Source organism: Ectothiorhodospira mobilis, assembly GCF_900114895.1.
GTDB lineage: Bacteria > Pseudomonadota > Gammaproteobacteria > Ectothiorhodospirales > Ectothiorhodospiraceae > Ectothiorhodospira > Ectothiorhodospira mobilis_A.
Map to the genome: position 1 here is coordinate 25,862 of NZ_FOUO01000020.1, position 9,066 is coordinate 34,927.

General features: G+C 65.9%; 5 protein-coding genes and 1 riboswitch. All 5 genes read right to left on the reverse strand.

The annotated features are described in order from the left end of the window. Position 1: 1 nt before the first annotated feature. Positions 2 to 3,775 (reverse strand): cobaltochelatase subunit CobN, encoded by a 3,774-nt coding sequence (gene cobN, locus BM214_RS11460; protein WP_090487311.1) that lies wholly within the window; start codon positions 3,773 to 3,775, stop codon positions 2 to 4. Beyond that, positions 3,775 to 4,884, reverse strand: a complete 1,110-nt coding sequence (gene cobW, locus BM214_RS11465) for a cobalamin biosynthesis protein CobW (RefSeq protein ID WP_090487314.1) — start codon at positions 4,882 to 4,884, stop codon at positions 3,775 to 3,777. The genes cobN and cobW overlap by 1 nt, the downstream gene beginning before the upstream one ends. Positions 4,885 to 4,970: 86 nt before the next feature. Continuing rightward, positions 4,971 to 6,971: a TonB-dependent receptor plug domain-containing protein gene (locus BM214_RS11470; protein ID WP_177217664.1), complete on the reverse strand. Its 2,001-nt coding sequence runs from the start codon at positions 6,969 to 6,971 to the stop codon at positions 4,971 to 4,973. Positions 6,972 to 7,260: 289 nt separating this feature from the next. Further along, a riboswitch (cobalamin riboswitch) is annotated at positions 7,261 to 7,503 on the reverse strand. 244 nt (positions 7,504 to 7,747) lie between these two features. After that, complete coding sequence (locus tag BM214_RS11475) at positions 7,748 to 8,224, reverse strand: J domain-containing protein (RefSeq protein WP_090487320.1); 477 nt, start codon at positions 8,222 to 8,224, stop codon at positions 7,748 to 7,750. 110 nt (positions 8,225 to 8,334) lie between these two features. Further along, positions 8,335 to 8,775: a hypothetical protein gene (locus BM214_RS11480; protein WP_090487323.1), complete on the reverse strand. Its 441-nt coding sequence runs from the start codon at positions 8,773 to 8,775 to the stop codon at positions 8,335 to 8,337. Between the last annotated feature and the right edge of the window lie 291 nt (positions 8,776 to 9,066).

A 9,066-nucleotide genomic window follows, 5' to 3' on the forward strand; every position in this document is an offset into this window, starting at 1 on the left:
CTCACTCTTCCAGGTGTTCCTCGGCATCGATGAGATGGCTCTGGAGCTGCTGCCGGTAGGGACCCGGATGTGCCCAGAGCCCTCGCTCCATGGCCTCCAGCAGCCGTTCGCACATCTCGTGCAGGGCATCCGGGTTGTGCCGCAGGAGGAACCCCCGGGCCCGGGGATCGTTGATATAGGCATCGGTCACCCGGGCATACTGATCGTCCCGCACCACCCGGGCGGTGGCGTCATAGGCGAACAGATAGTCCACGGTGGCCGCCATCTCGGCCGCGCCCTTGTAGCCGTGGCGCATGGCCCCTTCGATCCACTTGGGATTGGTCACCCGGGCACGGACGACGCGGCTGATCTCGTGTTCCAGGGTGTGGATGCGGGGTGATGCGGGATGGCTGTGGTCGCCGCAATAGACCCGGGGCTGGCGGCCGCTGAAGTGGCGCACCGCCGCCGTCATCCCCCCCTGGAACTGATAGTAGTCGTCGGAATCCAGCAGATCGTGCTCCCGGTTGTCCTGGTTGTGGAGCACCAGATCCAGGCCACCCAGGCGGCGGGTCAGGCTCTCCTGGGCCGCATCCCCCTCCTGATGCTGCCCGTAGGCATGACCGCCCCATTGCACATAGGCCCGGGCCAGATCCGCGTCCGACTGCCAGTTCCCGCTCTCCATCAGGCCCTGGATCCCCGCCCCGTAGGCCTCGGGCCGGGCGCCGAAGATGCGGTATCCGGCCTGCCGGCGGGCGGTCTCGGCATCCAGGCCCCGGGACGTGAGTTCCTCGGTCTCGCGGCGGATGCGCGCCCGCAGGGGGTTCATGTCCTCCGGCTCGTCCAGCCCGGCCACGGCCTGGACGGCGGCGTCAAACAGGCGGATCACCTGGGCAAAGGCATCGCGGAAGAGCCCGGAGATGCGCAGGGTGACATCGATGCGGGGCCGGCCCAGGGCCGACAGGGGCAGGATCTCGAAATCCGTCACCCGGTGGCTGCCGGCGGCCCAGCGGGGGCGGACGCCGATCAGGGCCATGGCCTGGGCCATGTCGTCCCCGCCGGTGCGCATGGTGGAGGTGCCCCAGACGGACAGGCCGATGGCCCGGGGATAGTCGCCGTTCTCCTGGATGTATTTCTCCACCGTCAGGCGCGCCGACTTCTGGCCCAGGGCCCAGCTGGTGGCCGTGGGGATGGCCCGGGCATCCACGGAGAAGAAGTTGCGCCCGGTGGGCAGGACATCGGGACGCCCCCGGGACGGGGCGCCGCTGGGTCCGGGGGGCACGAACCGCCCCTCCAGGCCCCGGCAGAGCTGTCCCAGTTCCTGGGGGCCGCAGGCCCGCAGGTCGGGAAGCAGCCGGTGCTCGATGCGCTCCAGGACCCGGCGGGTGTGATGCCATTGCGTCCCATCCTGGGGCAGACCATGGGCCAGCACCCGGCGGGCCAGGGCCTCCAGCCGCTCCCGGGTGTCCCCTTGATGGCGCCAGGGTTCCTCCAGCACGGAGACCAGGCAGGCGGGTCTCGACCCCTCCCAGGGGGTCTCCCAGTCGGCGTCCAGGGGATCGAACCCCTCCCCCAGTCCCAGGTCCCGGGCCAGGGCCCGGATCAGGCTGTCGTCGCCATCGCGCCCGGAGCCCGTGGGGAAGCGGCACAGCGCCAGCAGGGTGTCCCGCTCCTGGCGCCCTGCGGGGGAATGCCCGAAGACATGCAGCCCGTCGCGGATCTGGCTTTCCTTGAGTTCGCACAGGTAGGCATCGGTGCGGTTGAGCAGGAGCTGTTCCTCCGCCTCGCTGCGGGGGGCATCCAGGCCCAGGTCCCGGTGCAGGTCCTGGTCCACGATGGTCTCCAGGATCTGCCGGCGCAGGGCCCCCGCCCGGCGCCGGTCCAGCATCAGGGCCTCGTAGTATTCATCCACCTGGCGCTCCAGGTCGCGCACGGGTCCGTAGTTCTCCGCCCGGGTCAGCGGCGGCATGAGATGGTCGATGATGACCGCCTGGGAACGGCGTTTGGCCTGGGTGCCCTCCCCCGGGTCGTTGACGATGAAGGGATACAGATGCGGCATGGGACCGAAGACCAAATCCGGCCAGCAGGTCTCGCCCAGGGCCACGCTCTTGCCGGGCAGCCATTCCAGGCTGCCGTGCTTGCCCACGTGGACGATGGCGTCGCAGTCAAAGCGTTGCCGCAGCCACAGGTAGAAGGCCAGGTAGGCATGGGGCGGCACCAGGTCCGGGTCGTGGTAGTTGGCCATCATGTCCAGGTCATAGCCCCGGGCCGGCTGGATGCCGACGAACACCCGGCCGCAGCGGATCCCTGCGATCATGAAACGCTGCCGCCGCACCATGGGGTCGTCCTCCGGCGCCCCCCAACGCTGCAGCACGGCGCGGCGGTTCTCCTCGGGCAAGGTCTCGAAGAAGGCCCGGTACTCCGCCATGGCCAGGCTCTGGTGGGCAGGGCGCGCCGCGCGGCGGTCCGGGTCATTGGTCACCCCCTGGCGCAGACGGGCCATGAGGGCCTCGCCGTCGGCGGGGATGTCCTCCACGCCGTAGCCCTCTGCCGCCAGGCGGCGCAGGATGGCGATCACCGAGGCGGGGGTGTCCAGACCCACGCCGTTGCCCAGACGCCCCTCACGGGTGGGGTAGTTGGCCAGCACCAGCCCCAGGCGCTTGTCGGCGTTGGGGCGGCGGCGCAGCTGGCACCAGCGTCGTGCCAGTTCGCTCACGAAGGCGATGCGCTCCTCCCGGGGCTGATAGCGCACCACATCACTCTGGGTGTGGGGGCAGCGGTGGTCCCGCCCCTTGAAACTGACGGCCCGGGAGATGATGGCCCCGTCCATCTCCGGCAGGGCCACCTGCATGGCGATGTCCCGGGGCTGAAGCCCATGGGGGCTCTCCTCCCAGGCGGCCCGGTTGCCCCCGGAGAAGAGCACCTGCAGCACGGGCAGGTCGTCCACCAGGGCCGGTTCCCCGTCATTGCCGGCGCTGCGGGAGAAGGCCGTGGCGTTGAGCACCAGGGAGACGCCGTGCTCGCGGCAGAGCCGGCGCACGGCCTCCAGGCAGAGGCCGTCCTTGAGGGAGACCACGGCGATGGGCAGGGGGTTGAGACCGCGTTCCAGCAGCCCCCGGCACAGGGCCTCGATGACCCGGGTGTTCCCCGCCTGCAGGTGGGCCCGGTAGAACGGCAGGGCGACCCGGGGGGCCCCGGGGATCCACCGCGCCTGCCATTCCGCCACCGTGGCCGTCTCCTTCCCGGGGTGGAAGATGCTCACCCGGGGCAAAGGCCGCGGTGGCGGCACCTCCAGGGGCATGTCGAAGAAGGTAGCCCCCAGATAGCGGTAGAAGGCGCGGATGTTGGCGCTGCCCCCGGCCTTGAGATACTGCCACAGGGTGCGGGACACCTCGGGGGGGACCGTGCTCTTCATGAGCAGGTTGTGGTCCTCGCTGTGGTCGCCGGAGAACATGGCCAGGGGAATGCCCTTGCGCCGGCACAGGGCCACCACCTGCTCCGTGCCGTAGGGCCAGTAGCTCTCCCCTCCCAGGTGATCGATGAGGATCAGACGGGCCTTTTGCAGTACCTCCTCGACATAGAGATCCACCGAGGCCGGCTGGCCGAGATAGAGGAGATTGGCCAGCCGCACCGAGGGATAATCCGCCCATCCCCGGGCCCGGGGGCATTCGGCGGCCAGCAGCGCGAGGGTGGTATCCGCCGCGCTGAGGAGGACGATGTCCGCCGGATCCTGGTCCATGCGGGTGATCACCGAGGGATCGTCCACGAACCCACCGGGCTGGGCCGCCAGCAGGTGCATCAGCCCACGTCCTCGACGATGCAGGGGTCCAAGACGCGGCGCAGGGCCTCGGCCTGCAGATCCCGGCCGATGCACATGAGCCGGGTCCCTCGCCGCTCGTCCGGCCCCCAGGGGCGGTCGAAATAGCTCTCGAAGCGGGTGCCCACCCCCTGCACCACCAGACGCATCGGCTTCCCGGGCAGGTGGGCGAAGCCCTTGATGCGATAGATGGGGAAGCGGGCGGCCAGGGTCTCCAGACGCTCCATCAGCCGCTCCCGGTCCACCCCGGGCAGCTCCAGCAGGATGGAGTCGAAGGCATCGTGATCCTGATGATGGTGATGGTGATGGTGATGGTGATGGCCATGATCATGGCCCGCATGGGCGTGTCCGTGATGATCCGGACGCAGATGGATGCCCTCCTCGGAGGCATGGCCCAATCCCAGCAGGAGGGCGGGATCCAGGCGGCCGTGATGGCTGTGGATGATCTTCACCTGGGGCGGCAGCTCAGCCCGCACCAGGGCCTCCACCCGCTGCAGATCCGCGGCCTCCACCTGGTCCGTCTTGCTCAGCACCACCAGGTCCGCGGCGGTGAGCTGATCCTCGAAGAGTTCGTGCAGCCCGGAGAGGTGATCCAGATTGGGATCCTCCCGGCGCTGCCGGTCCACGGCCTTGGGATCGGCGGCGAACTGCCCCCGGGCCGTGGCGGGGGTGTCCACCACGGTGATCACCGCGTCCACCGTGCAGCCGGTCTGGATCTCCGGCCAGTTGAAGGCCTGCACCAGGGGCTTGGGCAGGGCCAGGCCCGAGGTCTCGATAAGGATATGGTCGATCTGGTCGCGCCGCTCCATGAGGGCCTGCATCACCGGGTAGAACTCCTCCTGCACCGTGCAGCACAGGCAGCCGTTGGCCAGTTCGTACATGGTCCCGGAAGTTTCATCACCTTCTACGTCACAGCCCAGTCCGCATCCCTGCAGGAGATCCCGGTCGATACCCAGTTCGCCGAACTCGTTGACGATGACGGCGATGCGGCGCCCGCCGGCGTTTTCCAGGACATGACGCAGCAGGGTGGTCTTACCGCTGCCGAGAAACCCCGTGAAGATGGTGGTGGGGATCTTGGTGGTGTTGAGCATATCGCCTCCTTGGGCAGGATCCGGGGCGCGTCGTTGGGGCCGCGCCCGGACCTTTGGTTCATGGATGCCTGGGGGTTGATGCGGCCTCAGAAACGGTAGCGGGCCCCCACCCGGAAGAACCGGCCGGGATCGGCATACAGTGAGGTGTCGTTCCCCCGGTCCATGAGATTGTCGATGCCGGCGCGCAGGGAGAGGTCCTGCCACCGGGGCGGCCGATACACCGCGGCCAGATCCATCAGGGCATAGGCCTGATCCCGCTCGGTGTTGGCGGCGTCCACGTAGCGTTCCCCCTGCCCCCGCAGGCGCAGATCCAGGTCCAGGTGCGGTGTGGGGGCCCAGCCCAGGCGGGCCACGCCGATGAAATCCGGGGTCTGGGTCAGTTCCCGGTCCGTCTCCCGGTCGACGGCCTCCAGCCAGGTGGCGTTCAGCCCCAGCCGGACCCGATGGGGCAGATCCAGCCGCAATACGGTCTCCAGGCCCCGGATGCGGGCATCCTGGATGTTCTTGAAGGTGAGATAGTCCCCGTCGCCCCGGGTCTTGGCGATCAGGTCGTCGTAGCGGGTCTCGAACACACCCACCTCGTAGGTCAGGCCCGGGGCCCTGGCGGCCCCCGCCACATGCCCCGAGATCCCCAGGTCCAGGGTCCGGCTGCGCTCCGGATCCAGCTCATGGGCCTGCTTACCTACGGCGGGCTCCACCACGTCCGACCCCAGCACGAGCCGGCCCCGGGGGTCCCGGGTATAGACCGTGTAGGAGCGCGCCTCCGGGATCTTGAACCCCTCGGCGTAATGGGCCCGCAGGCGCAGCCCGGGGGTGAGCCGATGCACCACCCCCGCCTGCAGGGCGGTGTTGTCCACCGCTTCCGAGGTGTCGTCGTGACGCACGCCATAGATCAGGTCGGTATGGGGCGTGACGGCCCACTGGTGCTGCACGAAGACGCCGGTGAGCCATTGCCGCGTCACCGGGTCCCGGGCCTGGGCCCGGTCCTCGTATTCCCGGTCCAGGTGCTGCACCCCCACCTGCAGACGATGATCCGGGCCGGGGGACCAGGTGGCCATCAGGTCGTGGGTCTCATCGGTGAAGGTCACACGTCGGGTGCCGAAATCGCTGTCGGACTGCCGGGCAAAGCCCATGTCCTGCCATGGCACCACGTAGACGTGGCGGTCCATGCGAAAGCGGCTGCGGTCCACGCGGTAACTCAGTTCCAGAGCCTCGCCGGCCATCCAGTCCACCCGGGCCGACAGGTCCCGGCGGCGGCTGTCCTCCACCTGGCGCACGGGAGTGTTGAGGGTGCTGCGCAACCGACCCTCTTCATCCGTCTCGGCCGTGGGCACGGGCAGATCGGTCTGGATGAAACGCCGCTCCCGGTCATCGCCGAGCAGGCCCGCCTCCAACCCCACACGGACGCGATCACTGACCCAGTGTTCCAGGTGGGCCTGCAGGTGATGCTGATCCGCCGAGGCCCGGTGGTCCTCCTCCAGGCTATAGGTATCGCGGATGCCGGTATTCCCCAGCTGCGAAGGTGTCTGCAGGGTCTCCCCGGTCTTCACCCGGATCCGGGCCAGGGCCTCCTCTGAGTGCGCATCGCGGCTCAGTGCACCGGCGGTGATGCGCCAGCGGGTGTCCCGGTCGCCAGCGGAAAAGGTCGCCGAGGGCGCCAGCAGTCCGCCCTCGGCGACCCCGTTCAGGCCGGCGTTGACATCCAGCGCGGCGGAAAACCCCTCCTGTGGAGACCGGGTCACCACGTTGATGACCCCGCCCAGGGCATCGGAACCATACAGCACGCTGCCCGGTCCCTTGACGATCTCCACCCACTCCACCTGCTGCACCGGGATGCGGCTGAAGGCGTCGCCCCGCCCGGAGGTGCCGGTGATGCGCCGGCCGTTGACCAGGAAGACGGCATCCTGGGTCCGCGCACCGCGAATGGACACCCGGTCGCCATCGGCGGGCACGTAGATACCCGCGATCTTCATCAGGGCCTCATCCAGCGTGGAGGCCCCGGTGCGCCGGATCTGCTCCGGGGTGACCACCTGCATCCCCACCGTGCTGCGGGAGAGGGTGCGGGGCGAACGGGTGGGCGCCGTCACGGTCAGTTCCGGCAGCCGGGCCGTGCCCCCCTCTGCCCCGGGCGGCGGCACGGTCTCTTCAGCAGGCGATGCCCTTTCCTGGGCAGGGGATGGAAGACAAAAGGCAAACAGGGGCAGACCAAGGGCCAGACCCGCAACCAGGGGTTGGGTTCTCGATGTCATCTGTCTGGGCGCAGGATGCGCCGGGTTGGTGTAGGGCCTACACCACGGGGAAGAAAAACGGATCCAGGGGAAGGGTCACATAGGGATCGACAGGCCCCGGTAACCGACAAGCCGCACCCCGCGGCACGCGTACCAAAGGCTGCAGGCCGGTCTCCGGGCTCGCGGCTGGACAGGAAAGGTCCCCTGTCCCGTGGATCCGCCTTCCCGTGAGATGCGCCTCATGACGACACCCCACAGTGGCCTGTAGACCCATTTCTCGCCGCTTACCGTTGCGGGGGCAGCGCCGGACTGACCGTGGATTCACGGCTTCACCGGCTTCCCGTTTAACTCCGGATGCATACACCGGGGCACCTGCAAGCCTGGTCCATCCCGGGATCTCCCCGGGACGGGGGATCCGCGGTGGAAAGGCAGGCGCCCCGCCACTGCGGATCACGGCGCGATACCCTAGTCGCATTTCCCCCCGAATACAACCGCCCCCCTTCCGGGGCAGCCACCCGGTAATCTGATCTCGTTCTACCTGAGTCAGCTTCCTGCATGCCTCATCGGTACGCCTGAATGGGTTTGGGGTAAGAACCACCTATTCTACGGCGGCAGCTGACCCTCCCTCTATCCGATCAGGCGTTGCGCTTATTCTGTGAATTCACGAGTTGCTCATATGCTTCATTTATTAGATGCATCAAGAAATTGCTACCTTCTTTGTCTGGATGGAGCTTTTGTGATAGCTGCCTGTAGCGTGACTTCAGTTCCTTTTGGTCAGGGACGTAAGTGAATCCAAAGACCTCTAGTGGATTGATTGCATTTATCGAATAACCTTGCCCGTACCTATTACCGAAACGCAACGACTGATTCTCTTGCATGAGTTTTTGATAATCTTGTTGGAGCGAATTTAGCTGTGCCTGCAACCTTACAATTTCAGATTTTTCATTTTGCTTCGCCAGCTCAATGGCACTACTAGCATTGAATGCGGAAACATCCATGCAGAATGCGTAACCTTGTTCATAGTAATGCCCCAATTCCCATTGAGTATTCGGGTTCGTGAGAACAGCCAGATATTCTTCACCCTTCTTTAGTACAACGTAATGGTAATACATACGTAAATCCTAGATTGTGTGCCAAGAAGCCTAACGATAAGCTGAGCCGCGCCGCCAAAGGCGCCGAGCCACAAATGCAAACGTGTCACGGCGTCGGCTCGACCGCATTTTTAGCGCGACATCTCGGAATGGGATGAATGGAGGAAAAACGCGTACACGATGGACGTATAAAACCATAGAGGTATAAGCCCTGTGTTTGCGACAATCTCTGCACCACCTGCAATGCCATATATCCCGAAAGCCAAAAAGAACGCTGCGGCCACCAGCATCCAATCGCTGTTCGTGTAGTGATCGGCAAGACTAACTATCGCATAGACCAATCCACCGATAACCGATGCCCAAAGCCCTTTACCAATAAATATTAACAAGAACATTGTTATCAGCACTACTTGCGACCCACCTTCGGGAAGGCTCACAGACCCCATGTTGCCTGCATCGATCTGCATCCCAGTCTGTAATATCCAGCTGGCCATAATCATCGGAAATGCGAGAACCTTCGACAGATCTTGAAGGCTTTTCACGTTCGAAAAATTTGGCACCAACTCTTTCATAGCGCTAACCCAGATATCTCATTAAATCCACTCACCCTTGCTCGCCGGGCTTTTCTTCCATCGACCGTAGGGAGCCAGTCCTTTCCAATCCAGAGATGAGCCTGAAGGGGAGTGATGGGTGAGGCTGTTCAGGCGGCCGGGTTTTGGGTTTTGTTGATGGAACGAAACAGATCAGCCCGGGCCTGGTTGAGCTGCCGGGCGGCCTCATTGTCGCTGATGGCGTAGGCGACTGCATCCAGTTGTTCGAAGGTGATGCCGGGCTTGAGGTAGTGGTCGGCTCCGGGCAGGGAT

Bases quoted from the DNA above. Each gene is read 5' to 3' on its own strand.
- cobN (WP_090487311.1), bottom strand. From the start codon at position 3,775: ATGCACCTGCTGGCGGCCCAGCCCGGTGGGTTCGTGGACGATCCCTCG.
- cobW (WP_090487314.1), bottom strand. From the start codon at position 4,884: ATGCTCAACACCACCAAGATCCCCACCACCATCTTCACGGGGTTTCTC.
- BM214_RS11475 (WP_090487320.1), bottom strand. From the start codon at position 8,224: ATGTATTACCATTACGTTGTACTAAAGAAGGGTGAAGAATATCTGGCT.
- BM214_RS11480 (WP_090487323.1), bottom strand. From the start codon at position 8,775: ATGAAAGAGTTGGTGCCAAATTTTTCGAACGTGAAAAGCCTTCAAGAT.